The organism is Janthinobacterium sp. GW823-FHT01H08, assembly GCF_058797855.1.
In genome coordinates this window covers 1,501,895-1,527,618 of the sequence record NZ_CM179504.1, presented here as the reverse complement: position 1 = coordinate 1,527,618, position 25,724 = coordinate 1,501,895, and the positions used below count along the sequence as shown (strand labels likewise).

Here is a 25,724-nt window from a genome sequence, read left to right as displayed (position 1 = left end):
GCACGGGCTAAAACGGTTTTTTGTGGACGTTCTTGGACTTCCTTGAACTGGCCAATTTGTATCCTTGGCGGAGAGAGGGGGATTCGAACCCCCGATAGGCTATGAACCTATACACGCTTTCCAGGCGTGCGACTTCAACCACTCATCCACCTCTCCTGCAGGCAATGCGTCTACTTGCTCGCATTGCGTACTATTTCTCGCTTGTCGCGAAGCCGCAGATTATAGCAAAGATTCTACGGACTGCCAAAGTTATTTACCGTGGGGTAAAACATTCAGGCATCGAAAGTAAACCCGGAAGGACTAGGGTCGGCCCCTGAGGGGGCCTGCGTCCCAGTGGGGCGCAGGCCGATCCAGAAGGGACTGACCTTCTTAAGACGCTTCCTTCAACTGCTCCAGAATCGCCGGGTTTTCCAGCGTCGACACGTCTTGCGTGATCGTCTCGCCCTTGGCCAGCACGCGCAGCAGGCGGCGCATGATTTTGCCGGAGCGGGTTTTTGGCAGGTTGTCGCCGAAACGGATTTCCTTCGGTTTCGCAATCGGGCCGATTTCCTTGCCGACCCAGTTGCGCAGCTCCAGGGCCAGCTTCTTGGCTTCCTCGCCTGTCGGACGCGCCTGCTTGAGCACCACGAAGGCGCAGATCGATTCGCCTGTCGTGTCGTCCGGACGGCCCACCACGGCAGCCTCGGCCACCAGCGGGTTGGCCACCAGGGCCGATTCGATTTCCATCGTGCCCATGCGGTGGCCCGACACGTTCAAGACGTCATCGATGCGGCCGGTGATGGTGAAGTAGCCGGTGTCCTTGTTGCGGATGGCGCCGTCGCCTGCCAGGTACATCTTGCCGCCCAGCTCTTCCGGGAAATAGCTGGACTTGAAACGCTCGGGGTTGTTCCAGATCGTGCGGATCATCGATGGCCATGGGCGTTTTACGACCAGGATACCGCCCTGGCCGTTCGGCACGTCCTGGCCTGCTTCGTCGACGATGGCGGCCATGATGCCTGGCAATGGCAGGGTGCAGGAACCGGGCACCATCGGCGTGGCGCCCGGCAGCGGGGTGATCATGTGGCCACCCGTTTCCGTTTGCCAGAAGGTATCGACGATCGGGCATTTCTCGCCGCCGATATGCTTGTAGTACCACATCCACGCTTCCGGATTGATCGGCTCGCCGACCGTGCCCAGCAGGCGCAGGCTGGTCAGGTCGTAGTTGCTTGGATGGACTTTCGGGTCCACGTCGGCCGCCTTGATCAGCGAACGGATGGCCGTTGGCGCCGTGTAGAAGATGCTGACGTTGTGCTTCTTGATGGTTTCCCAGAAACGGCCCGCGTTCGGGTAGGTCGGGATGCCTTCGAACACCACTTGCGTGGCGCCCACGGCCATCGGCCCGTACGCGATGTAGCTGTGGCCCGTCACCCAGCCGATGTCGGCCGTGCACCAGAACACGTCGTTGGGCTTGATGTCGAAACTCCATTTCATCGTCAGCGCGGCCCACAGCAGGTAGCCGCCGCTCGAGTGCTGCACGCCCTTCGGCGTGCCCGTCGAGCCGGAGGTGTACAAGATAAACAATGGATGCTCGGCATCGACCCATTCCGGTTCGCATTGTGCCGACTGGCCTTCGACCAGGTCGTGCAGCCACGTGTCGCGGCCAGCCACCATCGGCAAGTCGCTGCCCGTGCGTTGATACACGATGACGTTTTTCACGGAGTCGCAGCCGCCCAGCGCCAGCGCTTCGTCGACGATGGATTTCAATGGCAGCTTTTTGCCGCCGCGCAATTGCTCGTCGCCCGTGATGACGGCCACTGCGCCCGCGTCGATGATGCGTTCCTGCAAGGACTTGGCCGAGAAGCCGCCGAACACGACGGAATGGGTGGCGCCGATGCGCGCGCAGGCTTGCATGGCGGCCACGCCTTCGACGGACATCGACATATAGATGATGACGCGGTCGCCCTTGGCGATGCCTTTGGATTTCAGGCCGTTGGCGAACTTGCAGACTTTTTCGTGCAGTTCTTTATAGGTTGCCTTGGTAACGGTGCCGTCGTCCGCTTCAAAGATGATGGCCGTCTTGTCGCCCAGGCCATTTTCGATGTTGCGGTCCAGACAGTTGTACGACACGTTCAGCTGGCCGTCTTCGAACCATTTGTAGAACGGGGCGTTGTCTTCGTTCAGGGTGCGGGTGAACGGCTTTTTCCAGCTCAGGTTCTCGCGCGCCAGCTTGGCCCAGAAGCCTTCGTAATCGCGTTCGGCATCGGCCACCATGGCGCGGTAGGCGTCCATGCCGGAAATCGTTGCCTGTGCGGCAAACGCTGCCGACGGTTCAAATACGCGCGACTCTTCCGGTCCCTGCTGCTCGGTGCCCTGCCCTTGGTTCTCTATAGCGGCCATGCTAGTCTCCAGTGTAGTAATTGTTTATTAACACAATATTCCTGCTGTCTTACGGACGCCTTACAGTCGGCGTTTTCCCCGATCCATTCTAACCATAATCGCCACCGGCGACGGGCGTCAAGCGCGCGCCGCCCAGCATTCTGGATGGAAAAACTGATAACAAGTCAATTAGTTGGCGTCGCTTTGTGTTTCATCAAGCCCAAGAATCCAAATCGAGGGCATGCGCAGTGATCAGCAGCAAGTGTAAAATGTCGGGCATACCAAAAATTGGTATTTACCCCCAGGAAACTCCAGATGATCGACCACTTACAAAAGCCCAAACATAGCAAACTGCATCCCCTGTCCGCCTTCATCTTCATGTCGCGCTGGCTGCAGCTGCCGCTGTACCTGGGTTTGATCCTTGCCCAATGCGTGTACGTATTTCATTTCTGGGTGGAACTGTCGGACCTGATCGGCGCCGTATTCGGCAATGATGCGGCCCTGCAGCACGTCTTGACGGCCGTGGCCGTACCGGGCGGCGCCCTGCCGACCAAGCTCAATGAAGCGACCATCATGCTGGTGGTCTTGGGCCTGATCGACGTGGTCATGATCTCGAATCTGTTGATCATGGTCATCATCGGCGGCTACGAAACGTTCGTGTCGCGCATGCACCTCGACGACCATCCGGACCAGCCGGAATGGCTGTCGCATGTGAATGCGTCCGTGCTGAAGACGAAGCTGGCGATGGCCATCATCGGCATCTCGTCCATCCACCTGCTGAAGACGTTTATCAATGCCAACTCGTACAAGATCGAAGTGATCATCGCGCAAACGGTGATCCATATGGTCTTCATCCTGTCGGCGATGGCGATTGCGTACACGGACCGCATCATGACGGTGACACAGAACCAAGCCCGAGCACCCCACTAAGGAGCATCCATAAAAAAGTCCATGGCGTTGTTGCCTTGCCTAGTCGTACATTCGTACTGCCTTCGGCAAGGCGCCTAGCCCTGAACATTTTTCTGGCGCTCCTATACTGATTAGCAAACAGCAAACAGCAAACAGCATCAAAGTCTTACCCTTCTTATCCACCGCGAGAACACCATGACTGTCATAAAGCAAGAAGACCTGATCGAATCCGTCGCCGCAGCGTTGCAGTACATTAGCTACTACCACCCTGCTGATTACATCGAGCACCTGGCGCGCGCCTATGCGGCCGAGCAAAGCCCGGCGGCAAAAGATGCGATCGCGCAAATCCTGACCAACTCGCGCATGTGCGCGGAAGGCAAGCGTCCTATCTGCCAGGACACGGGTATCGTCAACGTCTTCCTGAAAATCGGCATGGGCGTGCGCTTCGAAGGTTTCAGCGGCACCGTCACCGACGCCGTCAACGAAGGCGTGCGCCGCGCGTACAACTTCGACGACAACAAGCTGCGCGCCTCCATCGTCGCCGACCCGCATTTCGACCGCAAGAACACCAAGGACAACACGCCAGCCGTCGTGCACATGGAATTGGTCGAAGGCAATACCGTCGACGTGAAAGTCGCTGCCAAGGGCGGCGGCTCGGAAAACAAATCGAAGATGATCATGATGAACCCGTCCGATTCGCTGGTGGACTGGGTCATGAAGACCGTGCCGACCATGGGCGCCGGCTGGTGCCCGCCCGGCATGCTGGGCATCGGCATCGGCGGCACGGCCGAAAAAGCCATGCTGATGGCAAAAGAAGTGTTGATGGAAGACATCGACATGTTTGAGCTGAAGCAACGCGGCCCGCAGAACAAGCTGGAAGAACTGCGCATCGAGCTGTGCGACAAGATCAACTCGCTGGGCATCGGCGCGCAAGGCCTGGGCGGCCTGACGACCGTGCTCGACGTGAAAATCATGATGCACCCGACGCACGCCGCGTCGAAGCCGGTCGCCATGATCCCGAACTGCGCCGCCACGCGCCACGGCCACTTCGTGCTGGACGGCTCCGGCCCTGCCTACATGACGCCGCCATCGCTGTCATCGTGGCCGGAAGTGCACTGGACGCCGGACACGGAAAAATCCAAGCGCGTCGACCTGAACACCCTGACGAAGGAAGAAGTCGCTTCGTGGACGCCGGGCCAAACCTTGCTGTTGAACGGCAAGATGCTGACGGGCCGCGACGCCGCGCACAAGCGCATCCAGGACATGCTGGCCCGTGGCGAAGAATTGCCGGTCGATTTTAAAAACCGCGTGATCTACTACGTCGGCCCGGTCGATCCGGTGCGCGACGAAGCCGTCGGCCCGGCTGGTCCGACGACGGCCACGCGCATGGACAAGTTCACCGACATGATGCTTGAAAAGACGGGCCTGATCGCCATGATCGGCAAGGCCGAGCGCGGCCCGGTCGCCATCGAATCGATCCAGAAGCATCAGTCGGCCTATTTGATGGCCGTGGGCGGCGCCGCCTATCTGGTGTCGAAAGCCATCAAGCACGCCAAGGTGCTGGGCTTTGCCGACATGGGCATGGAAGCGATCTACGAATTCGACGTCGTCGACATGCCGGTGACGGTGGCCGTCGATGCGAAGGGCACGTCGGTGCACAACACGGGCCCGAAAGAGTGGCAGGCGAAGATCGAGCAACTCAATAGCGTCAGCAAGATTCCCGTGACGGTTGCTTAAACAAGCTCTACCATAGACGCCGCGCGGCAACACAGCGCGGCGTTTTTTTATCTTCTTCGGCTTTATATGACTTCTATTGCAAGCACTGCCCGCCCAGACGCGCCCATCGGCATTTTTGACTCCGGCGTGGGCGGCCTGTCCGTGCTGCGCCATATCCGCGCGCAGCTGCCGCAGGAAGATTTGATTTACTTTGCCGATTCCGCCTACGCGCCGTATGGCGACAAGACGGAACAGCAAGTGATCGACCGTTCGCTGGCGATCACCGCCTTCTTGTTGCAGCAAGGCGCGAAAGCATTGGTGGTGGCGTGCAACACGGCCACCATCGCTGCCATCAAGGCACTGCGCGCGCGCTACCCGGACTTGCCCATCGTCGGCGTCGAACCGGGCTTGAAACCGGCAGCCGCCATCAGCCGTAACGGCAAGATCGCCGTGCTGGCCACGGAACGCGCCTTGCGCGGCGACAAGCTGCTGGCCCTGCGCGAGCAGGTGAGCGCAGCCACGGGCGCCACGTTCATCTTGCAGCCCTGCATCGGCCTGGCCGACCGCATCGAGCAGTGCGAGCTGGGCAACGACCCGCTCGACGCCACCAGCGCTATGCTGGAACGCTACATCGCGCCCATGCTGGACCAAGGCGTCGACACCCTGGTGCTCGGCTGCACGCACTACCCCTTCGTGCAGGACGCCATCGTACGCACGGTGCGCGCGCATACGCAGGAAACGATCACCCTGGTCGACACGGGCGACGCCGTGGCGCGCCAGCTGGCCCGCTTGCTCGACGCGGCAAGCTTACGCCGCATCAACAACGATGCGCCCCAGCTGCAGGGCTACACGACGGCCAAGGTCGAATCCCTGGCGCAAGCCTTCGCCGGCTTGCTGGACTTGCACCCGCCTGTCGAACACCTGTCCGTGTGAGCGAAAACAGGCGTTTTCATGCAATCTTTCGATTCTTTAAAAAAGACTGCATTTAGATTTGCCACTTTGCCGAGTTCTTTGTATAATTCGGCACCTGTTCAGCAAAACAGCTAAACAGGCAAGTAAGACAGTGGTGGCTGTAGCTCAGTTGGTAGAGTCCAGGATTGTGATTCCTGTTGTCGTGGGTTCGAGCCCCATCAGCCACCCCACAGAATAAAGAAGAGCCCGGTTTTCGAACCGGGCTTTTTCTATTTCAGAGCAGGTTTTTATGGCGTAAATCAAACACCATGACTATCTGCACAGGATGGCGATGTTGCGCTCACCGACATGCTCACCTTGCCGATAAGTAAAAGTACAGCTGTCGATACTGTCGTCGAGCCGCATCGCCAAAGTCAGCTGACCCGTGCCGCCGTAACGACAGGCCAGCCATTTCCCCTCCGGAAACTTGCCATCGAGCCGATAAGTATCTACCCAACCTTTTTTCAAGCGCTTTTGCCGGAAGTCCGACAGCTCGCCCAACTGCTCCGGTGGCCCGTTCATCGGCGCCGCCGCATGCAGGTAAAGTGGCGAACCGACATAGCTGGTCCAGCCTTGCGGTACATCGGCAAGCTGCAGCGAGCCCTGGGAAATCGACACTGGGCAGGCAACGGGCGCGGCGCTGGCTGTCGATTGCAGGCACGATATGGCCAGCAGTGCCATTGCAGGCCAGCAGATTCGTGCTGCCATTGTCGTTTTTGAGTATGCCATGACCAACCTCATTCAATCACGGAAAATGCATCGGCGTTATCGCTGGCGTGGATGTAATTACCGCGCTTGTCCTTGCCTTGCGAGCGTATCAGCCGCACCGAAATTTCGGTCTTGCCGTCGGCTTTCCATTGGTCTGCAATATAGATCCCGCCTATCGCCTGGCCGATGAACAAGGCGGCATGATTGCCATGTGGTCGGTTCGGGTAACGCCCCCTGACAAATGTGGCGATAGCGGTTCCCGGTTTGATGATGGCGTTCCCCAACACCGCTTCGCCCTCGTGCCAGTTTGCCGTGACTGGCGCGCGAGCATAGTACTGCACCAAAGCGACGCAGTGGCGACTACCGACAACGGGCCTGCCTTTCAACTCGGCGACATTGGAATAAATATAGGGCATGAATCATCTCCTTGAGATAGATGTCATGCCACTCTATGCCGGATCAGGGACGGCGCTTTTAAGCAAGCACAACTGTTTTTCCAATCCCAGGCGCATTCTTGCAAAAAAGCCGGCATGCTGAACTGAACCCCAAAAGTTGGACACCAACTTTTGGGGTTTTTCATGTCGAAGTACAGTGAGCAATTTAAGCTCAGCATTATCGAGCAATATTTGTCCGGTTCTGCGGGGTATAAACAGATTGCCGACAAGCACAATCTTCATCATTCAACTGTGAGATTGTGGATTAAATTGCATGCAGCGCATGGCATTGACGGTCTGGTAAAAAAGTGCAGCCATTACAGTGCAGCGTTCAAGCTCTCTGTGTTGCAGCATATGTGGTCCGCTGATTTGTCTTGCTGGCAGGTCGCCGCCGTATTCAATATCCGCAATCGCGGCATCATCCGTCATTGGGAGCGCTGCTATCATAGCGGTGGTCTAGAAGCCCTGATGCCACGCACACGTGGAAAGCCCAAGCAAATGCCCTTACCACCACCTACAGAGCCGTCCGAATCCCTTCCGGATCCCGCGGAACGCACCCACGACGAATTGGTCGCTGAGGTCAACCAATTGCGCATGGAGGTAGCTTACCTAAAAAAGTTAGAAGCCTTAGCTCAAGCGCAGAAGCGGCAGAGTACGACAATGCGCAAAAAACGCAAGTAGTTACTGAGCTAAGGCAGTATTTCCCGTTGCGCGCATTGCTTGAGCTCGCTGGCATGCCACGCAGTACCTTCTATTATCAGCAGAAAGCGGCCCAGGCATGTGACAAATATGCAGGACTGAAGAAGCAGATCGCTGCCATCTATGCTCGCCACAAGGGGCGGTATGGCTACCGGCGCATCACTTTGGCCATCAGACAATTGGGCGAGAAGGTCAACCACAAGACCGTTCAAAGCCTGATGCGCAAACTCGGCCTCAAGTCGCTGGTGCGGCCCAAAAAGTATCGGTCGTACAAAGGAGAGGTCGGACAAGCAGCGCCGCATATCCTGAAGCGATGCTTCGAGGCCAATGGCGCCAATCAAAAATGGGTGACCGATGTGACGGAGTTCAAGGTGCGCGGCGAGAAACTGTAACTCTCGCCGGTCATGGATTTGTACAACGGCGAAATCATTGCATTTGAGACCTCAAGGCATCCAGAGTTCGCATTGGTTGGCAGCATGCTCAGGAAGGCTTTGAAAAAGCTCAAGCACGATGAGAGGCCCATCGTGCATTCGGATCAAGGCTGGCAATACCGAATGCCGGCTTATCAGCGTGCCTTGCAAGAAAAAAAAGTGGTGCAGAGCATGTCGCGTAAAGGGAACTGTCTTGACAACGCGGCCATGGAAAGCTTCTTCGCTGTGCTCAAGACAGAGTTCTTCTATCTGAACAAGTTCGGCAGCGTCGATGAACTACAACGCGGCATCAAAAAGTACATCCACTACTATAATCACGACCGCATCAAGCTCAAGCTAAAAGGGCTGAGTCCCGTGCAATACAGAACTCAGCCCTGGGCAACCCAGCAAACTAAACCGTCCAACTATGTGGGGTCAGTTCATGCAGCCGGCTCTCTTCGTCTTTTACTGCAGGACACCTATCCCGCCAGCACCGACTGCACCGTCGTCGCCAGGTCGTCCAGGCGCACGGGCTTGACGAGGAAGTGGCGGAAGCCCACGGCCAGCGCGTCGTCCATGTACATGGGCAGGCTGTGGCCGGTGACGGCGATCAGCACGGCGTTGGCCGTCTCGGGATTGTGGTGCAGGCGGCGGCCGATTTCGATGCCGCTGATGCCGGGCATTTCGATGTCGAGGTAGACGGCATCGGGCACGCACAGCTTGACTTGCTCGACGGCCATCTGCCAGTTGCGCACCACCACCGCATGGTGGCCCAGCGCTTCGAGCAGCATGGCCAGCGATTCGCCCACTTCCTGGTTGTCGTCGACCACCAGCAGATTCAATTTGCGCGCAGCACTTGCCGGCTGGTCGCCCTGGCGGCGTTCCACGGAGGAATCGCCTGGTGTCGTTTCAGTTGTCTGGCTCATTGTACGTTCACGTCTGACGGCTGCAAAAGCGGCAGTATACAAGAAGCACGCAAAATGCCGCCGCACCCCAGCAATGGTGCCAAGCGGCAATCCAAACTCCTTCCTGTACCGCGCCAGCAACACTTCCCGCCTTTCTCCAGGCAAAGCCCATGCTACGCAGTTTGCGCAATTGACGGATAAAATGAGAATCATTATCATTCTTATCCCCTTGCGCCGGATGTCCACGCCACGATGTTGTCGCGCCGCCCGATTGCCCGCGCAAACATTGTCATTACGGAGATCCATGCATGGCTGCCACACCTGTCACACTGCCCTTTTCGCTGCGCCCGTGCGCGCTGGCCATCGCCCTCGCCTGCCTGGGCGCCCCGCTTGCCGCGCAGGCGCAGGACGCCAATAGCGCCGACAATGCCGGTCCCATCCTGGAATCGATTCAGGTCAGCAGCAACTTGCTGGGCACCAGCATGGCCGCCAGCACGAAGAATTTCGCGGGCGCCCGCACCGTGGTGCAAAAGGACGACATCGAGAACTCGGGCGCATCCAGCCTCAGCGACGTGATGCGCCGCATTCCCGGCGTGCAGATCAGCGACAATTCGGGCAGCGCGGGCAGTGCCATTTCGCTCAACATCGGCGTGCGCGGACTGGCCGGGCGCTATTCGCCGCGCAGCACGGTGTTACTTGACGGCATTCCGATGTCGGTCGCGCCGTATGGCCAGCCGCAACTGTCGTTCGCGCCCGTCAGCCTGGCCAATGTCGAGACGGTCGACGTGGTGCGCGGCGGCGGCGCCGTGCGCTTCGGCCCGCAAAACGTGGGCGGCATCATCAACTTCAAGACGCGCCGCGTGCCCACCACGCCAGGCATCACGGGCGACGCCACGGTGCGCTACAACACGTACAGCGAAGTGGGCCACAACACGCAGGCCAGCGTGTTTGCCGGTACCCAGCTCGACAGCGGCCTGGGACTGGCCGTGCTGTATTCCGGCATCCGCGGCAGCGACTGGCGCGTGGGCAGCGATGAAAAAGTCAACGACTTCGCCCTGAAGTTCCGCTACGACCTGAGCCCCACGGCCGAGGTGTACGGCAAGCTGTCCTACTACGACGTAACGTCGCGCACGCCGGGCGGCCTGACCGCGGCACAATACAAGCAGGACCCGTTCCAGAACACGCGCCCCACCGACTTCTGGAGCGGCGAGCGCAAGGCCTTCGACATCGGCTACCTGAATGCCCTGTCCGGCACACAGGAATTCGAGGTACGCGCCTACTACAACAAGAGCTCGCGCGAAAGTACCCTGATCAGCGGAAAAAACCTGGGCCACCAGCCGCGCAACTATGAAACGACGGCCATCGAGCCGCGCTACACGCAGCGCTTTATCACCGGCAAGGTCACACAGGACGTCACCGTCGGCTACCGCTACCTGGCCGAGCGCGCCGACGAGGCCATCTACAACGTCGTCATCGCCAGCGGCGTGCGGCAGGCGCCGACGCGCTTTGCCGACAATGCCACCGATGCGCAGGCCGTGTATATCGACGACAAGATCGCCATCGACGCCTGGCGCATCACGCCGGGCGTACGCTACGAGCACATCAAGACGGAACGCTTCAACCATTTGCCGGTCAACCAGAAGATCGAACTGCTCAACAACAAGGCCCTGCCCTCGCTGAACGTCGCCTACTTGCTCAATAACAACGTGACCCTGTTCGGCAACTACAACAGCTCGTTTGGCGCCGTGCAAAATACGCAGCTCAATGCGCAGTCGAGCAAGAACCCGCTGCAACCGGAACTGGCGAAAACAGCCGAGCTGGGCGCGCGCTGGAAGAGCGGCCAGCTGTCGGCCGAAGCGACCTTGTTCAACATCAAATTCGACAACCAGATCCAGTCCGTGGGCAGCGGCGAGAACGTCGTCTTCTACAACGTGGGCGCCACGCACCACCGCGGCCTGGAAACGGCCGTCGACTACCGCTTCGACAAGTCCGGCCCGCTGGCCGGCTTGAACGCCTATGCAACCTACACCTACACCAAGGCAACCTTGCAGGATGGTGCGAACGCGGGCAACGACGTGCCCTTCTATTCGCGCACCACGGATACCGTCGGCGCCCACTATCAGCTGGGCGCTTGGGGCTTCGACCTGTCGAGCAGCCACCAGAGCCGCCAGTTCGCCGACGAGGCGAATACCGTGGCGGAAAACACGGCCGGCAGCCTGGGCGTCATTCCCGGCTTCCGTACCTGGAACACGCAGGTGAAATGGACAGTGCCGGGCCAGAAGGGCCTGGAACTGGTGGCCGGCGTCAACAACCTCGCCGACAAGCGCTACTTCACGCGCACCTCGGATGGCAACCTGGGCAAGCTGGTGGGCGCGCCGCGCATGGTCTACCTGCAGGGCCGCCTGGCGTTCTGATGCCTGCGCACGCAGGTGCCTATCAAATCGATATGCCGCTGCGCACGGCAGTTACCTGAAAAAAACCTGCATCGTTGTTGTTACGATGCAGGTTTTTTTTACGTCCCGATGTCACAAAAATACCGTGACGCAAGCAAGTTCAACGTCGCGTTCGCCCTGGACCGCTAGAGCAATTCATTCATCGAGGAAATTAATTTCCACATGAATACAAATGATTTCACAATTGCAAATAATTTTAGCGAGCACGTGTTCTTTTTGTGAGTTTTGGTGATATTCTTTAAATGTCATTTAAGAAATCAAATTATCTTTTAATCAATCAGACGAGAGCCCATGAAAACGCCAGCCACCCTCCTGAAGATCGCCGCACTGGCCACCCTGGTCACCGCTGGCGCCGCCAACGCCGCGACCGAACTGGTGGTCAATGGCAGTTTCGAAAACAATGTCATCGCCTCAGCCTGGGCTCCGCTCAGCAGCGTGACAGGCTGGACTTCATCGGCCAGCGGCAATTCGGCCTTTGAAATCCAGAAAGGCGCCACGCAAGGCGGCCAGGGCGGATTCAACCCCGTCGCCGCCAGCGGCACGCAATACCTGGAACTCAATACGGACCGCCTGACGTCGGTATCGCAAGCGATCGCCACCACGGCCGGCAGCACCTATGCGCTGTCGTTTGCCTACTCGGGCCGTCCCGATACGGCGGGCGGCGCGAACAGCCTGATGAATGTCTACTGGGGTTCGACCCTGCTGACGCCAACGGCATTGATCGGCAACACGAGCGGCGTGTGGCAAACCTACAGCCAGAACGTGACCGCACTCGGCTCTTCGAGCCTGCTGCGTTTCGAATCGATCGGCCCCGTCTCCGCACCGACCTATGGTTCCTACCTGGACAACGTCTCGGTGACGGCCGCCGTGCCGGAACCTGAAACCTACGCCATGATGCTGCTGGGCCTGGGCTTGCTGGGTTTCATGGCACGCCGCAAGACAGCCGCCTGAGTCCGGACAGACGCCACGCAACAGCCGTCCCGCCGTTTGGCCGGGCGGCTTTTTCTCGTCCGAAGAAGCGTGCACTGCAGCATTAAATGTTGTCCAAAAGAATTAAATTGGCGCTACAATAGCGGGGTATCAAGCAATGCCAAGCATCGCTCCGCCAGGGCCCCTACCCCGCCCTGATCATCAGCACGCATTTTTTGAACAGGATGACTGGCGCTGCCGGACCCGATTGCGCTCCCGGCACGGCCACCACACACGCACCATGTCCGCAGAAAAAACCATTACCGAAACGAGTTCCTACGGCAAGGAAACACCCGTGGGACGTCCCGACATCGATGGCCGCGCCGGCATTTTCGTGCCCACGGCGGAATTCGACATCAACAACACCACCACCATCCGCAAGGGCGCGGGCATTGTCGGCTTCGGCAACCTCGACGGCACCCTGACCGTGTACTTCGAAGCGAACCGCTTCGACGAAAGCAATCTGCACAAATGGGAACACAAGGCGCGCAAGGCATATGACCGCATGGTCATGGGCGCACCCACGGTGTCGAAGGCGAAGATCGACGCGCGCATGCTGGAACAGGTCGGCATCATCGATGGCATGGGCATCAATCTCAAGCATCCGGAACGCCTGACGCACTGGCTGGCGATTTCGAACGTGCCGGACACGGCGCCGGAAGAGCCAGTGCTGCGCTGGAAAAACCGCTAAGTAATCCTCAGGAAATTATTGTGAAGTTATGACGAATAGAACCGGATGCTATGCAAGGCGCCCGCTGCGACTTAGTGCGAGCACTGCTAGCAGTGGGCAACACCGCAGAGCGCCGATTATAGAAGTCAGAAATCGCAATAATTTATTGGGGGGTTACTTAGGCCGCCGGAGAGCGAGGCGGGGCCTCAGCGACGAGGTGTTGTCCTACATCGTGGCGGACATTCATCCGATGCCCGAGAGCATTTATTCGACCTATGATGAAAGCCTGACAACCCACCTCACACCATTCAGGAGTACGACATGTCCCGCCTCATCCCGATCAGCTTTGGCGCCTTGCAAATAGGTCTGGCAGCGGCGGCGATGTATATCCTGTGCTCGGCGGACGTGCTGCACCAGAGTTCGGTATATTTCCACTGATTGAGCTTCGCGGCCCTGCTCGTCATCGCCAATGAGAAAGCGCGCCGTGCTTCGTAAAGCACGGCGCGCTTTCTCACGCCAGAAGGACTACGTCCCGCGTCTAGCGGCGGCCGTGGTAACGTCCATGCCCGCCCCAGCCGCCGCGGTGTCCGCCATAGCGCCCGAAGCCAAACATGAAATCCAGCCCGATCGATACGGGCGGATTGTAATAATACGGTTGCGGCGCGTACACGGGCGCCGGCACATACACGGGCTGCTGCACGTAGACAGGCGACTGCTGCACGTAGACGGGCTCATTCGTGTATTCCACGCGCGGCGCGCTCATCACGCGGCCCGACTGCACCGGCTCGGACGAGACCGTATGCCATTCATAGGGATTGTAGGCCCCCTGTGGCGCGCGCGAACCGTAATACGCGGGCCCTGGCGGGGCCACGACGCAGCCACCCAATGCGGCCAGCGAAATTACTGCCAACAGGGTTTTCATCACAATCCTCCTAATATGTACTACCTCAAGTAAGTACTATAAGAAATTACGCCGTGCTTTGCTGTGCTTTTACCGATTGTTACACCCCGACGCACGCCGCAACATGAAATGTGGCAATGGCGCCACAAGCGGCCCATGCGCCATGTTTCCTCAGATAAATGGAATGTCGCACGTGTCGATGGCCTTGCCTGCCGCATCGTAGCGCTGCACACACACCTGGTAGCGCACGCCGTAATCGAGCTCGACCTGCTCGACCTTGCCATACTTCAATTTCCAGCTGGGCTGCACACGCTGCTTGCCCGCCAGGGCTGGCACGTCCTGCGGTATCGCCATCGCCGTTTGCGTCTCGCCCTGGCGCGCATCCTGGCGCCGCGCCACGTCGATCGCAACGTTCACGGCCAGGTCGACGCCGCCGTCCGCATAGGCCAGCTTCGGCGCGCTGCGCTGCGCCCGCATCACACCCCAGCTGCAAGCCTTGCCGCCGGCCTCGCATTGCTTCAATTGCGCCAGCGGAAAATATTCAGGGGCAATCTTGCCATCCTTGATGGGCCAGCTGGTGCGTACACCGTCGCGCTTGCCCGTCAGCGGATTGTCCCAGCTCAAGCTGTTGACGACGGCGACGGTCTGGCCCGCCTGCAAGCCCACAGGCGTGCCCAGGGAAGCGCAGGCGGAAAGCAGCAAGCCGGTGGCCGCCAGGGAAGAAAGTGTCAGGATGCGCTGCATGGTAGGCCTCTTGTGGTGGGATATCCCGAAGGTATGTTTCGAGGGTAACAGAATCGGGGGCGGCAGCGCCGTTGGCTGCCGCACATAACAATACGGGCGGCACCCTCGCAGGCGCCGCCCGTAGCGGATACGGTCATGCCGGGAGACGCGCTCCCGGCAGTGCCTGGATCAGTCCAGCTTCCAGGCGTAGTCGACCTTGGTCCAGGTTTGCGCAGGGGAACCATCCTTGGTGCCCGGCTTGAACTTGCATGCGGACAGGGCCTTGATGGCGGCCTTGTCCAGGTTCTTGAAGCCGCTGCTCTTCTCGACTTTCGAATCGGCAACGCTGCCATCGGCATTGACCAGGAAGGACATCGACACGGTGCCCTGCTCTTCGTTCATCAACGAGGCTTTCGGATAGTCCGCCTTGCAGTTCTTGGCATCGAACGACGCCGGCACCTCGGCAGCGAAGGCTGCGGAAGAAACGGACACCAGCAAGGCTGCTGCAACACTCATCAAACGCTTATTCTCAAACATGTGCTTCCCCATGATTATCAGATACGGTAATTACAACTTCCTGTGCGCTGTTGGCCGCGCTTAAAACTCTTCCCATTCGTCATTGCTGGTGCTGCCGGCCCCTGCCGCCTTGCGTGGTGCCGCGGCAGCCACGGGCGCGGCCGCTTCGGTCTTGCGGGTCAGCGATTTCACCGGACGCAATGCGGGCGCCGGCTTGCGCACGGCCGCTGGTGCGGCAGCCACGGGTGCCGGCACAGACGCCGCTGCCGGTTTCTGTTCGCCTTCGACCAGTTTGAAAATGCTGACCACGTGGGCCAGTTCGGCCGCCTGGTCCTGCAGGCTTTGCGCCGCAGCGGCGGCCTGCTCCACCAGGGCCGCATTTTGCTGCGTCATGCCGTCCATCTCGATGATCGACAGGTTGACCTGTTCGATGCCGGCGCTTTGTTCCTGGCTGGCACTGGCGATCTCGCTCATGATGTCGGTCACGCGGCGCACGCTGTCGACCACTTCGCCCATCGTCACACCAGCCTGGCCGACCAGACGCGTACCGCGTTCCGTCTTCTCGGCCGAATCGTCGATGAGGATCTTGATTTCCTTCGCGGCGCCAGCGGAGCGCTGGGCCAGGTTGCGCACTTCGGACGCCACCACGGCAAAGCCGCGGCCTTGCTCGCCGGCACGTGCCGCTTCCACGGCCGCGTTCAGCGCCAGGATATTCGTCTGGAAGGCGATGCCGTCGATCACGCCGATGATGTCGACAATCTTCTTCGCCGACTCGTTGATCGAGCTCATTGTGTCAACCACTTGCGACACCACGGAGCCGCCCTTCAGGGCCACGTCCGACGCGGTCGCGGCCAGCTTGTTCGCTTCCCGTGCATTGTCCGCATTCTGTTTCACGGTCGAGGTCAGCTCTTCCATCGCGGACGCCGTTTTTTCCAGCGCGCTGGCCTGCATTTCCGTGCGCGACGACAGGTCGATATTGCCGTCGGCGATCTCGCGCGATGCCGTGCCGATGGTTTCCGTACCGACGCGCACCTGGCCGACGATGCCCACCAGGCTGTTGCGCATTTCCTTCATTTCCGCCAGCAGGCTGGAATTGTCCGATGGCTGGGTGTGGATGCCGATCGACAGGTCGCCATTGGCGATGCTGCCGGCGATCGATGCCGTGTAGTCAGGCTCGCCGCCCAGCTGTTTCAGCAGGCCGCGGGTAATCACCAGTGCCGCCGCCACGCCCATCGCCACGGCCAGCACGCCGAGGATGATCATGAACAGCCGCGCGCTGTCGAAGGCCTTGCGGGCATCCGACTGCATCTGTTCATTGAGCTTGTCTTCCAGGGTGGCCAGCTGCTCCAGCGCTTCCATCCATTTTTTCTGTACCGGGCGGATTTCCTTGATCATCACGCGCGTGGCGCCTTCCGCATCGTTGGCCATCCACAGTGCGGATGCCTTGGCGATGGCCGGCATGGCGGCCGCTTCGTATTCCTTGATCGAAGCGAGCAGGGTCTTTTCTTCGGCAGTCGACTCGATGGCAAATTTCTCCTCGAGCTTCTTCTGCGTTTCCTGATAGGTGCTCGTCTGCGTCTTGATACGCGCCATTTCCGGCTCCATATCGCTCGCGTCGGTCATCAGGGTGAGGATGCGCAGCGAGGTGATGCGGTCGCTGACGTTGCCACGCATATCGATCACCAGGCGGGTGACGACATTGTTGACATTGATCACGTGATCGAGACGTTCCTGGATTTGCGCCATGCGCGCGATGCCGAGGACGGTCACGGCCACCAGCAGAACCAGTACCAGGGCGAAACCCAGGCCCAGGCGGGTACCAACCTTCATTTTTGCTAAATTCATTTCGGCTCTTCGTAAATGAAACTATTGATAAGGATTTTTTGCCCGGCACGACAAGACGAAGGCTGCGGTACACCGGTATCCGCCCTTACCCATTGGTATGCTGGCGGTATCCGGCTGCACGCAGCCTGGGGTACTTCCTGGTCCTTCGCCAGCCCTGAAACAGCCAGTGACTGCGAATGCAAACTTGCTCCACACGCTGAATTTTTGACACTGATGATATGAGATCAACATCAAACATTCATATGAGAAATATTTGTCTATAATCAATTATAGGTGTAAATTTTGCCTCAAAGCAAGCAATAAGTACCTGAATAAATGGCAGATTAACTTTCTTCGGGGAAATGGCAACAACGCCGATTCTTGCCTCTTAGAAATGCCCCATGGCAGTGCGGGCGTGCGCCGAAACGGCGCATTTACAACACATGGCGTAGCCATATTGCATCGTTTTGGAAGAGGTGCTCAGAGGAAGGGGGAGTACGGACAATACCACTGCGTAGAAGCAGCGGTATAGACAAGTTGGCTCAGCTGTCCCAGCTGCAATGCATCACATAGGCGTGGCACTCTGTGCCAAAGACAAAGACGCTCCAGATGGCGCCCAATTGCCCGGTCAGGCTGATCTGGCCAGATGATACCAATTGATACCAGCGCGGCTCGCCGCGCAGCAGTTCGACCAGTTCTCGCTCGAAACCGTCATATAAACGCGCATCGAGCGGCTGGCGGTCCGCCTCGCTCATGGGACGAATACGCTCCAGCAACCACTGGCGCGGCGTGCAGGCGATGCCGCTGCACACCACGCTCTCGAGCGGCTGCAAGGACAAGCCCTCCGGCGCAATCCGCAGCGCGCGGCACAGCGCGTCGAGCGATGCCTGCGGCGCGACGGGTCCCAGGTACTCGCAAAGAAACAAGCTGCCGTCATCCTTCAGGGCGCCGACGGCCAGCAAGTAGCCATCGATCACGCGCGCAAGGCTGTGGCAGTCGCCGCTCATCAGGCAGGCAGCGACAAACGCGCCGCCGCTTCCAGCAGCAAACGGGGGTCGCCCGAGGCCAGCTTCTTCGAGTCCGACAGGGTCTGGCGGAAGCCGCGCGCGCCGGGCAGATTTTGCATCAGGCCCAGCATGTGGCGCGTGACGCTGTTCAGTTTCAAACGCCCCGCTTCTTTTTCCAGCTGCGCGCTAATGTACGGAATCATCGCCTCGAGCACCTGTTCGCGCGTTTTCACGGGCGTGTCGTCGCCGTAGTAGCGCTGGTCGAACTGCGCCATCACGTACGGGTTGTGGTACGCCTCGCGGCCCAGCATCACGCCATCAAGGTGCTGCAAATGCAGGTCGATCTCGTCCAGGGTCTTGATGCCGCCGTTGATGATGAACTCGAACTGGGGAAAATCGCGCTTCAGGCGGTAGGCGTAATCGTATTTCAGGGGCGGTACTTCGCGGTTTTCCTTCGGGCTCAGGCCTTTCAGGATGGCATTGCGCGCATGCACGATAAACGTCTTGCAGCCGGCATCGGCCACGGTGCCGACGAAGTCGCGCACGAAGCCGTACGATTCGCTGTCGTCGATGCCGATGCGGTGCTTGACCGTGACGTCGATGTCGACCACGTCGCGCATGGCTTTCACGCAGTCGGCCACCAGTTGCGGCTCGGCCATCAGGCAGGCGCCAAACGCCCCTTTTTGCACGCGCTCGGACGGGCAGCCGCAATTGAGGTTGACCTCGTCATAGCCCCACTGCTGGCCCAGCCTGGCGCTGGTGGCCAGGTCTGTCGGATCGCTGCCGCCCAGCTGCAGCGCCACCGGATGCTCTTCCTCGTTGAAGCGCAGATGGCGCTCCACGTCGCCGTACACGAGCGCGCCCGTCGTCACCATCTCGGTGTAGAGCCAGGTGTGGCGCGTGATTTCGCGGTGGAACTTGCGGCAATGGCGGTCGGTCCAGTCCATCATGGGGGCGACGGACAGGCGGCGGGAAGGCAGGGAGGACGTAGTCATAGGATCAATAAAAACAGGTCAATACACAACAGCTTCTACAAACAACAAACCCGCTGCGCGCATCACCGGTTAAAGTCATGCGGCGCAGCGGGCCGAAAGCGGCATGGACGTCAATCCATGCTCACGCGGGTATTACGCGTCGCGCGACGCTTTTTTACGCTCGTGCTCTTTCAGGAAGCGCTTGCGCAGACGGATCGATTTAGGCGTGATTTCCACCAGTTCGTCGTCCTCGATGAATTCGACTGCGTATTCCAGCGACATCTGAATTGGCGGTACCAGGCGCACCGCTTCGTCGGTACCCGACGAACGCACGTTGGTCAGCTGCTTGCCCTTGATCGGGTTGACGACCAGGTCGTTGTCGCGCGAGTGGATACCGATGACCATGCCTTCGTAGACTGGGTCATTGTGCGACACGAACATGCGGCCGCGGTCTTGCAGTTTCCAGATAGCGTAGGCAACGGCGGCGCCGTCATCTTGCGAGATCAGCACGCCGTTACGACGGCCAGCCATTTCGCCACGGGTGTTGTCGACTGGCGCGTATTCGTGGAACACGTGGCTCATCAGGCCGGTGCCGCGGGTCAGGGTCATGAATTCGCCCTGGAAGCCGATCAGGCCACGCGCCGGGATCAGGTACTCGAGACGCACGCGGCCCTTGCCATCCGATTCCATGTTTTGCAGGTCGCCGCGACGACGGCCCAGTTCTTCCATGACGCCGCCCTGGTTGGCTTCTTCCACGTCGACCGACAGGTTTTCAAACGGCTCGTGGCGCACGCCATCGACCATCTTGAACACCACGCGTGGACGCGATACGGCCAGCTCGAAGCCTTCGCGACGCATGTTTTCGATCAGAATCGTCAGGTGCAGCTCGCCGCGGCCCGATACTTCAAAGATCGTGTCGTCGTCGGTCGGCGCTACGCGCAGAGCAACGTTGGCTTTCAATTCTTTTTCCAGACGGTCACGCAATTGGCGCGAGGTCACGAACTTGCCTTCGCGGCCAGCCAGTGGCGAGTTGTTGACCATGAAGTTCATGGTCAACGTTGGCTCGTCGACGGTCAGCATCGGCAGCGCTTCCGGGGTGTCCAGTGCGCACAGGGTCGAACCGATGCCGATTTCGTCGATACCGTTGATCAGGCAAATGTCGCCGGCAACAGCTTCGTCCACCAGCACGCGCTCCAGGCCCTTGAAGTTCAGCACCTGGTTGATGCGGCCTTTGATTGGCGTGGCGCCTGGGCCATTGATGACCAGCACGTCTTGACCAACTTTCACGGTACCGCGGTTGACGCGGCCAATGCCGATCTTGCCGACGTACGACGAGTAGTCCAGCGAGGTGATCTGCATTTGCAGCGGGCCTTCCGGATTGTCGTCACGTACTGGAACGTGTTCCAGGATGGCGTCGAACATCGGCTTCATGTCGCCGCCGCGCACGTCTTCGGTCAGGCCGGCATAGCCGTTCAGGCCGGAAGCGTAAACGATAGGGAAATCCAGTTGCTCGTCGGTTGCGCCCAGCTTGTCGAACAGTTCGAACGTCTGGTTGATGGCCCAGTCAGGACGTGCGCCTGGACGGTCGATCTTGTTGACGATCACGATAGGCTTCAGACCCAGTGCCAGCGCCTTGCGCGTGACGAAACGGGTTTGCGGCATCGGGCCTTCCTGTGCATCGATCAGCAGCAGAACCGAGTCCACCATCGACAGAACACGTTCCACTTCGCCGCCGAAGTCGGCGTGGCCTGGGGTGTCGACGATATTGATGTGGGTGCCTTCGTACTCAACAGCGCAGTTCTTCGACAGAATCGTAATGCCGCGCTCCTTTTCCAGGTCGTTCGAGTCCATGACTCGGGTGTCGACCGCTTGGTTTTCACGGAAGGTGCCGGACTGGCGCAGCAGCTGATCCACCAGCGTGGTTTTGCCGTGGTCAACGTGGGCGATAATGGCGATATTACGAATTGCGCGTTTTGTATTTGACATGGTCGTAGTAGTTACTGAAAAACTGCGGAGTGCGTACAAGGTGTACGAGATACCCGAATGCTAATCTATTTCCGGAACCGCGTAGTATAGCATGTTGCGTTGCAACGCTATCTAAAAATGCTGGCGGCTCCCGCAGTCGGGGACGGATTGTTTAAAAAAGCGACACTGTTTGAAGAGTGCATGCCGGGGTCAGACCCTCAATCCCGCCAACTCAGAGGCTTGCGCCAACGGTCGAGGGGGTCTGACCCCAGCTTTTATTGATGTGCCGTGGCAATGAGCCTTTCGGGCGCGAGGATGCTGTATTCCTGCAACTGTCCCGTGCCCAGCAGCTTGCTGTCGTGATACACGCGCACCCTGCCCGGCTCGTTTGGTACGGCAACGTCTTCCTTGCCCAGCGCGATGCGCTGGCCATGCAGGAAACGCTTGGCCAATTCTTCCGTCAGCTGCACGGCGGGGAAACTCGACAATAATGCATCGACGGGCGCCAGCAGACTCAGCGGCGCGGCATGCGCCGTCAACTCATCGAGGGTGACGACGCCGTCAAGCGTCAGGTTGCCCACCTGCGTGCGGCGCAAGGCGTTCAGATGACCGCCGCAACCGAGCGCGTGGCCGATGTCTTCGCCCAGCACGCGGATATACGTGCCCTTGCTGCACATCACGGACAATTTCAGGAACGGGGCTTCGTAGCCGAGGAACTCGAGCTTGTGGATGGTCACCGGGCGCGCCTCGCGCTCCAGGGTGATGCCTGCCCTTGCATACTCATATAGGGGCTTGCCGTCCCTTTTCAAGGCCGAGTACATGGGCGGCGTCTGCAGGATAGGCCCGCGGAACCGCGCCAGCACGGCTTCGATCTGCTCTTGCGTGACGTTGACGTCGCGCGTTTCCAGCACTTCGCCTTCCGTGTCACCCGTATCCGTCGTCTGCCCCAGGTGCACCAGGGTTTCGTAGGTCTTGTCGGCTTCCAGCAAGTCCTGCGAGAACTTGGTCGCCTCGCCAAAGCACAGCGGCAGCAAGCCCGTGGCGAACGGATCCAGGGTGCCCGTATGGCCCGCTTTTTTCGCGTTCAGCACGCGCTTGGCCTTGATCAGGGCATCGTTGCTGGACCAGCCCACGGGCTTATCGAGCAGCAAGACGCCATCGACCAGGTCGCGCACCCGCTTGATGCCCGGTGGTTTCTTCGGACCCGCCACTGTTATTGCTCGTCCGCTTCTGGTTTGACATCCGGCTCGGCGTCGGCCGCGCGCGTGGCATTGGCCTTGTCGATCAGGAGCGACATTTCCATGCCGCGCGAGGTCGAGCTGTCGTGCACGAAATGCAGCATCGGCAGGGTGTGGATGTGCAGGCGCTTGCCCAGCAAGCCACGGATGAAGCCCGACGCGGCCATCAGGCCTTCGGTGGTGTTCTTGATGGCTTCCTTGCTGTCTTTCAACATCGTGAAAAACACCTTGGCGTGCGCGTAATCGGGCGTGATCTGCACTTCGGTGATGGTGATCATCGTGCCCACGCGCGGGTCTTTCAATTCGTAGGCGACGATTTCAGCCAGATCGCGCTGGATCTGGTCGGCCACGCGCAAGCCGCGCGCTGGCATGGTTTTGCTATGTTTAGCCATGATTTTATGCTGTCCTAAGTGCCGCAGGGCGCATGAGTCAAACGGTTGCCCGTTGACCAATGCGCCCCACGTGTTTGCGCGGACAACGGTATGTCCGCGCGGTTTTCATTGCTGCTGCGATTACAGGGTACGAGCGATTTCCTGGACTTCGAACACTTCCAGGGTGTCGCCAACCTGAATGTCGTTGTAGTTCTTCAGCGACAGGCCGCACTCCAGACCGGCGCGAACTTCTTTCGCATCGTCCTTGAAGCGTTTCAGGGAGTCGATCTCGCCGCTCCACACCACGATGTTGTTGCGCAACAGGCGGACGGAAGAAGCACGCTTGACCACGCCATCGGTGACCAGGCAACCGGCAATCGCGCCGACCTTCGAGACCAGGATAACCTGGCGGATCTCGACCTGGCCGATGACGGTTTCGCGTTTCTCTGGTGCCAACATGCCCGACAACGCCGATTTGATCTCGTCGATCGCATCGTAAATGATGTTGTAGTAGCGAATGTCCACGCCATTCGACTCGGCCAGCTTGCGTGCCTGGGCATCAGCACGGGCGTTGAAGCCGATGATGACCGCTTTCGAGGCAACTGCCAGGTTGACGTCCGATTCCGTGATGCCGCCGACTGCCGCGTGAACCACTTGTACGCGCACTTCGGAGGTCGACAGTTTCTGCAGCGAACCGACCAGCGCTTCTTGCGAACCTTGCACGTCGGTTTTGATGATCAACGGCAAGTTTTTCACTTCGCCTTCGGCCATCTGGTCGAACATGTTTTCCAGTTTCGCAGCTTGCTGCTTGGCCAGTTTCACGTCGCGGAACTTACCTTGACGGAACAGACCGATTTCACGCGCCTTGCGCTCGTCAGCCATGACGACGACTTCTTCACCGGCAACCGGCACTTCCGTCAGACCCTGGATTTCGACCGGAATCGAAGGACCCGCTTCAGCGATGGACTTGCCGTTCTCGTCCAGCATGGCGCGAACACGGCCATACGAAGAGCCCGCCAGAATCACGTCGCCGCGCTTCAGGGTACCGGACTGCACCAGGATCGTCGCGACAGGACCACGGCCCTTGTCCAGACGCGCCTCGACTACCAGGCCGCGCGCTGGCGCATCGACCGGTGCCGTCAGTTCCAGCACTTCGGCTTGCAACAGCACTTGTTCCAGCAGGTCGTCGATACCCTGGCCCGTTTTGGCCGATACCGGCACGAATGGCGATTCGCCACCGTATTCTTCCGGCACGACTTGCTCGGCGACCAGTTCCTGCGTCACGCGGTCCACGTTGCCGCCTGGTTTGTCGACCTTGTTGATCGCCACCACCAGCGGTACGCCGGCTGCTTTCGCATGGGCAATCGCTTCTTTCGTTTGCGGCATCACGCCATCGTCGGCGGCAACCACCAGAATGACGATGTCGGTTGCCTTGGCGCCACGGGCACGCATGGCGGTAAACGCTTCGTGGCCCGGGGTGTCGAGGAAGGTGATCATGCCGCGTGGCGTATCGACGTGGTAAGCGCCGATATGCTGCGTAATGCCGCCCGCTTCGCCGGAAGCCACCTTGGCGCGACGGATGTAATCGAGCAGCGAGGTCTTGCCGTGGTCGACGTGACCCATGACGGTGACCACCGGTGCGCGTGGCTTGGTTTCGAAGTGCGCGTGTTCGCCCACATCGGCCAGCAGCGCTTCCGGATCGTCCAGTTCGGCGGCGAACGCCTTGTGGCCCATTTCTTCCACCAGAATCATGGCGGTTTCCTGGTCCAGCACCTGGTTGATCGTGCACATCTGGCCCAATTTCATCAAATGCTTGATGACTTCGGATGCCTTGACGGACATTTTGTGCGCCAGTTCGGCCACGGTAATCGTTTCCGGTACGTGCACGTCCTTGACGACGGCTTCCGTCGGTGCCTGGAAGTTCGATTCACGGTCGTCATGGTGCGTCGGGCGACGGCCCTTCGCGCCACCGCGCCAGCTGTCACGGCCGCCTGGGCCGCTATTGCCGCGTGGCTTGGGACCACCGGTGGTGCCGCGTTTTTTCGCGTCATCGGACCAGGTGGACGACACATTGGCCGACTTGATGGATTTCTTGTCTGCGACAGCAGGCTTCTTGTCGCCCGGCTTGTCGCCAGGTTTCTTGTCAGCAGGCTTGTGCAGCGTGCCTTCCGGCGCCTTCGGCTTGACGGGAACCGGTACGGGTTCCGGTGCCTTGATGGCGCGGCGTGGCGCGTTCATCATGGCCTTGATCTGGGCGACTTCGTCGGCAACGGCCTTGCGTGCACGCTCGGTGGCTTCCGCTTTGTCAGCGGCTTCCTTGGCGGCAACAGCAGCGGCGGCGGCTTTCTTTTTCGCTTCTTCAGCGGCAGCGGCTTTTTTCGCTTCGGCGGCGGCGTCGTCAACGACAGGCGCAGCGGCGCTGGCGGCAGGCGCGGCGGCGGCTTTGGCTGCCGCTTTCTTCGCTTCCGCTTCCGCTTCTTTCTTCGCAGCCAATTCAGCCTGTTGCGTGGCTTTCGCCTGGGCTTCTTTTTCCGCGTCGAGCTTGGCCAGACGTTCTTGCTTTTCGCGCAGATCGGCTTCCTGGCGGGCGATCAGTTCAGCCTGTTTACGGGCTTCTTCTTCACGGCGCGCCACGTCGGCGGGATCGATCACCGGTGCGGCAGGCGCGACCGGTTCTGCCGCGACCGGCGCAGCTTCGTCACGCTGGACGAAAGTGCGTTTCTTGCGCACTTCCACCTGGATCGTGCGCGATTTGCCGGTGGCGTCAGCTTGCTTGATCTCAGTCGTTTCCTTGCGGGTCACGGTGATTTTTTTCTTTTCTGTGTCAGCCGCTGCGCCGTGGGTGCGGCGCAGATGATCCAAAAGCTTGTCCTTATCATCTTTCGACAATGGATCTGACGTCGAACTTTTCTCGACGCCGGCAGAACGCAGCTGCGTCAGCAGCAAATCTGCAGGCATCTTCAGTTCGGTGGCAAATTGGGCTACGTTGTTACTCGCCATTCAGTCCTCTTTTCTATGTGTCGCGG

20 protein-coding genes, 2 tRNA genes and 1 pseudogene are annotated in these 25,724 nt (G+C 59.6%); 8 read left to right on the top strand and 15 right to left on the bottom strand.

The features are described 5' to 3' along the window. Positions 1-65 precede the first annotated feature (65 nt). Together AC3RCG_RS06765 and acs are read right to left on the bottom strand one after the other, a co-directional pair. Positions 66-156, bottom strand: a tRNA-Ser gene (locus AC3RCG_RS06765). A 213-nt stretch (positions 157-369) separates the two neighbouring features. Next, entirely contained in the window at positions 370-2,376 is a 2,007-nt protein-coding gene (gene acs, locus AC3RCG_RS06760; RefSeq protein WP_121668593.1) for an acetate--CoA ligase, read from the bottom strand. A 294-nt stretch (positions 2,377-2,670) separates the two neighbouring features. Here acs and AC3RCG_RS06755 point away from each other — a divergent pair, with 294 nt between their 5' ends. The 4 genes from AC3RCG_RS06755 to AC3RCG_RS06740 all read left to right on the top strand — a co-directional run bounded on the left by AC3RCG_RS06755 (position 2,671) and on the right by AC3RCG_RS06740 (position 6,122). Beyond that, entirely contained in the window at positions 2,671-3,285 is a 615-nt protein-coding gene (locus AC3RCG_RS06755) for a YqhA family protein (protein ID WP_070291168.1), read from the top strand. Between the two features lie 174 nt (positions 3,286-3,459). Further along, positions 3,460-5,001, top strand: a complete 1,542-nt coding sequence (locus tag AC3RCG_RS06750; RefSeq protein ID WP_070218188.1) for a fumarate hydratase — start codon at positions 3,460-3,462, stop codon at positions 4,999-5,001. A gap of 66 nt (positions 5,002-5,067) precedes the next feature. Continuing rightward, positions 5,068-5,913 (top strand): glutamate racemase, encoded by an 846-nt coding sequence (murI, locus tag AC3RCG_RS06745; protein WP_492405302.1) that lies wholly within the window; start codon positions 5,068-5,070, stop codon positions 5,911-5,913. A 133-nt stretch (positions 5,914-6,046) separates the two neighbouring features. Continuing rightward, a tRNA-His gene (locus tag AC3RCG_RS06740) sits at positions 6,047-6,122 on the top strand. An 82-nt stretch (positions 6,123-6,204) separates the two neighbouring features. Here the strand turns inward: AC3RCG_RS06740 and AC3RCG_RS06735 are convergent. Both AC3RCG_RS06735 and AC3RCG_RS06730 read right to left on the bottom strand, forming a co-directional pair. Then, complete coding sequence (locus AC3RCG_RS06735) at positions 6,205-6,639, bottom strand: STY0301 family protein (RefSeq protein WP_492490445.1); 435 nt, start codon at positions 6,637-6,639, stop codon at positions 6,205-6,207. 29 nt (positions 6,640-6,668) lie between these two features. Next, the gene (locus AC3RCG_RS06730) at positions 6,669-7,055 is read right to left on the bottom strand and encodes a BPSL0067 family protein (RefSeq protein WP_070218191.1); all 387 of its coding nucleotides are present in this window, start codon (positions 7,053-7,055) and stop codon (positions 6,669-6,671) included. Between the two features lie 162 nt (positions 7,056-7,217). Here AC3RCG_RS06730 and AC3RCG_RS06725 point away from each other — a divergent pair. After that, positions 7,218-8,578 (top strand): annotated as a pseudogene (locus AC3RCG_RS06725) (IS3 family transposase); the annotation flags it as partial. Positions 8,579-8,661: 83 nt separating this feature from the next. Here the strand turns inward: AC3RCG_RS06725 and AC3RCG_RS06720 are convergent. After that, positions 8,662-9,108, bottom strand: a complete 447-nt coding sequence (locus AC3RCG_RS06720) for a response regulator (RefSeq protein ID WP_162995554.1) — start codon at positions 9,106-9,108, stop codon at positions 8,662-8,664. 287 nt (positions 9,109-9,395) lie between these two features. On the opposite strand from AC3RCG_RS06720, the gene AC3RCG_RS06715 reads away from it, so the two are divergent. From AC3RCG_RS06715 to AC3RCG_RS06705, 3 genes are all read left to right on the top strand, one after another. After that, positions 9,396-11,501 carry a TonB-dependent receptor family protein gene (locus tag AC3RCG_RS06715; protein ID WP_492404460.1) on the top strand — a complete coding sequence of 702 codons (2,106 nt, stop codon included), beginning with the start codon at positions 9,396-9,398 and terminating at the stop codon, positions 11,499-11,501. Positions 11,502-11,831: 330 nt separating this feature from the next. After that, on the top strand, positions 11,832-12,491 hold the full coding sequence (locus tag AC3RCG_RS06710) for an FxDxF family PEP-CTERM protein (RefSeq protein WP_070218193.1): 660 nt from the start codon (positions 11,832-11,834) through the stop codon (positions 12,489-12,491). A gap of 259 nt (positions 12,492-12,750) precedes the next feature. Continuing rightward, positions 12,751-13,200 carry a hypothetical protein gene (locus tag AC3RCG_RS06705; protein ID WP_070218194.1) on the top strand — a complete coding sequence of 150 codons (450 nt, stop codon included), beginning with the start codon at positions 12,751-12,753 and terminating at the stop codon, positions 13,198-13,200. A gap of 517 nt (positions 13,201-13,717) precedes the next feature. On the opposite strand, the gene AC3RCG_RS06700 is transcribed toward AC3RCG_RS06705, so the two are convergent. From AC3RCG_RS06700 to infB, 10 genes are all read right to left on the bottom strand, one after another. Further along, entirely contained in the window at positions 13,718-14,101 is a 384-nt protein-coding gene (locus tag AC3RCG_RS06700; protein WP_070218195.1) for a hypothetical protein, read from the bottom strand. Between the two features lie 150 nt (positions 14,102-14,251). Next, a complete protein-coding gene (locus AC3RCG_RS06695) occupies positions 14,252-14,824 on the bottom strand; it encodes a hypothetical protein (protein ID WP_492404463.1) in 573 nt (190 codons plus the stop codon). 168 nt (positions 14,825-14,992) lie between these two features. Continuing rightward, positions 14,993-15,340, bottom strand: coding sequence for an energy transducer TonB (locus AC3RCG_RS06690; protein WP_070218202.1), 348 nt, complete (start codon positions 15,338-15,340; stop codon positions 14,993-14,995). 60 nt (positions 15,341-15,400) lie between these two features. Continuing rightward, positions 15,401-17,164 carry a methyl-accepting chemotaxis protein gene (locus AC3RCG_RS06685; RefSeq protein ID WP_254679555.1) on the bottom strand — a complete coding sequence of 588 codons (1,764 nt, stop codon included), beginning with the start codon at positions 17,162-17,164 and terminating at the stop codon, positions 15,401-15,403. A gap of 521 nt (positions 17,165-17,685) precedes the next feature. Then, positions 17,686-18,150: a hypothetical protein gene (locus tag AC3RCG_RS06680; protein ID WP_492404466.1), complete on the bottom strand. Its 465-nt coding sequence runs from the start codon at positions 18,148-18,150 to the stop codon at positions 17,686-17,688. Further along, complete coding sequence (dusA, locus tag AC3RCG_RS06675) at positions 18,150-19,100, bottom strand: tRNA dihydrouridine(20/20a) synthase DusA (RefSeq protein WP_492404608.1); 951 nt, start codon at positions 19,098-19,100, stop codon at positions 18,150-18,152. The genes AC3RCG_RS06680 and dusA overlap by 1 nt, the downstream gene beginning before the upstream one ends. A gap of 177 nt (positions 19,101-19,277) precedes the next feature. Beyond that, positions 19,278-21,110 (bottom strand): translational GTPase TypA, encoded by a 1,833-nt coding sequence (typA, locus tag AC3RCG_RS06670; RefSeq protein WP_070223676.1) that lies wholly within the window; start codon positions 21,108-21,110, stop codon positions 19,278-19,280. Positions 21,111-21,364: 254 nt separating this feature from the next. Beyond that, complete coding sequence (gene truB, locus AC3RCG_RS06665; RefSeq protein ID WP_409027124.1) at positions 21,365-22,300, bottom strand: tRNA pseudouridine(55) synthase TruB; 936 nt, start codon at positions 22,298-22,300, stop codon at positions 21,365-21,367. 2 nt (positions 22,301-22,302) lie between these two features. After that, the gene (gene rbfA / locus AC3RCG_RS06660; protein WP_035825200.1) at positions 22,303-22,719 is read right to left on the bottom strand and encodes a 30S ribosome-binding factor RbfA; all 417 of its coding nucleotides are present in this window, start codon (positions 22,717-22,719) and stop codon (positions 22,303-22,305) included. Between the two features lie 120 nt (positions 22,720-22,839). Next, on the bottom strand, positions 22,840-25,698 hold the full coding sequence (gene infB, locus AC3RCG_RS06655; protein ID WP_034760145.1) for a translation initiation factor IF-2: 2,859 nt from the start codon (positions 25,696-25,698) through the stop codon (positions 22,840-22,842). Between the last annotated feature and the right edge of the window lie 26 nt (positions 25,699-25,724).

Coding starts and splice junctions, on each gene's coding strand:
- AC3RCG_RS06750 (WP_070218188.1), top strand. CDS start 3,460: ATGACTGTCATAAAGCAAGAAGACCTGATCGAATCCGTCGCCGCAGCG.
- AC3RCG_RS06710 (WP_070218193.1), top strand. CDS start 11,832: ATGAAAACGCCAGCCACCCTCCTGAAGATCGCCGCACTGGCCACCCTG.
- typA (WP_070223676.1), bottom strand. CDS start 21,110: ATGTCAAATACAAAACGCGCAATTCGTAATATCGCCATTATCGCCCAC.
- AC3RCG_RS06685 (WP_254679555.1), bottom strand. CDS start 17,164: ATGAATTTAGCAAAAATGAAGGTTGGTACCCGCCTGGGCCTGGGTTTC.
- AC3RCG_RS06705 (WP_070218194.1), top strand. CDS start 12,751: ATGTCCGCAGAAAAAACCATTACCGAAACGAGTTCCTACGGCAAGGAA.
- acs (WP_121668593.1), bottom strand. CDS start 2,376: ATGGCCGCTATAGAGAACCAAGGGCAGGGCACCGAGCAGCAGGGACCG.
- AC3RCG_RS06730 (WP_070218191.1), bottom strand. CDS start 7,055: ATGCCCTATATTTATTCCAATGTCGCCGAGTTGAAAGGCAGGCCCGTT.
- murI (WP_492405302.1), top strand. CDS start 5,068: ATGACTTCTATTGCAAGCACTGCCCGCCCAGACGCGCCCATCGGCATT.
- AC3RCG_RS06680 (WP_492404466.1), bottom strand. CDS start 18,150: ATGAGCGGCGACTGCCACAGCCTTGCGCGCGTGATCGATGGCTACTTG.
- AC3RCG_RS06695 (WP_492404463.1), bottom strand. CDS start 14,824: ATGCAGCGCATCCTGACACTTTCTTCCCTGGCGGCCACCGGCTTGCTG.
- AC3RCG_RS06700 (WP_070218195.1), bottom strand. CDS start 14,101: ATGAAAACCCTGTTGGCAGTAATTTCGCTGGCCGCATTGGGTGGCTGC.
- AC3RCG_RS06690 (WP_070218202.1), bottom strand. CDS start 15,340: ATGTTTGAGAATAAGCGTTTGATGAGTGTTGCAGCAGCCTTGCTGGTG.
- rbfA (WP_035825200.1), bottom strand. CDS start 22,719: ATGGCTAAACATAGCAAAACCATGCCAGCGCGCGGCTTGCGCGTGGCC.
- AC3RCG_RS06720 (WP_162995554.1), bottom strand. CDS start 9,108: ATGAGCCAGACAACTGAAACGACACCAGGCGATTCCTCCGTGGAACGC.
- AC3RCG_RS06715 (WP_492404460.1), top strand. CDS start 9,396: ATGGCTGCCACACCTGTCACACTGCCCTTTTCGCTGCGCCCGTGCGCG.
- infB (WP_034760145.1), bottom strand. CDS start 25,698: ATGGCGAGTAACAACGTAGCCCAATTTGCCACCGAACTGAAGATGCCT.
- dusA (WP_492404608.1), bottom strand. CDS start 19,100: ATGATGGACTGGACCGACCGCCATTGCCGCAAGTTCCACCGCGAAATC.
- AC3RCG_RS06735 (WP_492490445.1), bottom strand. CDS start 6,639: ATGGCAGCACGAATCTGCTGGCCTGCAATGGCACTGCTGGCCATATCG.
- AC3RCG_RS06755 (WP_070291168.1), top strand. CDS start 2,671: ATGATCGACCACTTACAAAAGCCCAAACATAGCAAACTGCATCCCCTG.